The organism is Pseudomonas sp. 2822-17, from assembly GCF_002742485.1.
In the GTDB taxonomy this organism is placed as follows: Bacteria; Pseudomonadota; Gammaproteobacteria; order Pseudomonadales; family Pseudomonadaceae; genus Aquipseudomonas; species Aquipseudomonas cyclaminis.
In genome coordinates this window covers 1-258 of the sequence record NZ_LJRZ01000597.1, presented here as the reverse complement: position 1 = coordinate 258, position 258 = coordinate 1, and the positions used below count along the sequence as shown (strand labels likewise).

The 258-nt window shown below is 31.8% G+C and carries 1 protein-coding gene; it reads left to right on the top strand.

All coding sequences use genetic code 11. The annotated features are described in order from the left end of the window. Positions 1 to 7: 7 nt before the first annotated feature. Positions 8 to 258 (top strand): DUF2140 family protein (locus AOA60_RS23530; protein WP_143522520.1); only part of this gene is annotated, 251 nt, incomplete at its 3' end.

The following is a 258-nucleotide window of genomic DNA, read 5'->3' as shown; positions in this document are numbered from 1 at the left end:
ACAGGAGATGGAAAAAGAAGTGCAGGATAGAATACAAATCTATTTGGATGATTATGTTTACTTTAAAATGGATTTAAATATTTTTGGCTTTGATGTTCCACTTGAAATGTTATTTGTACCAGAAGTAACTGAGGAAGGGAATTTAAGATTATTGGAACATACATTTAATGTCGGAAATTTAACAATCTCATCGGAAAGAGTGTTTCATTTAATAGCATTGACTGCAGACCTACCTGATTGGATTAGAGTGTATCCAAA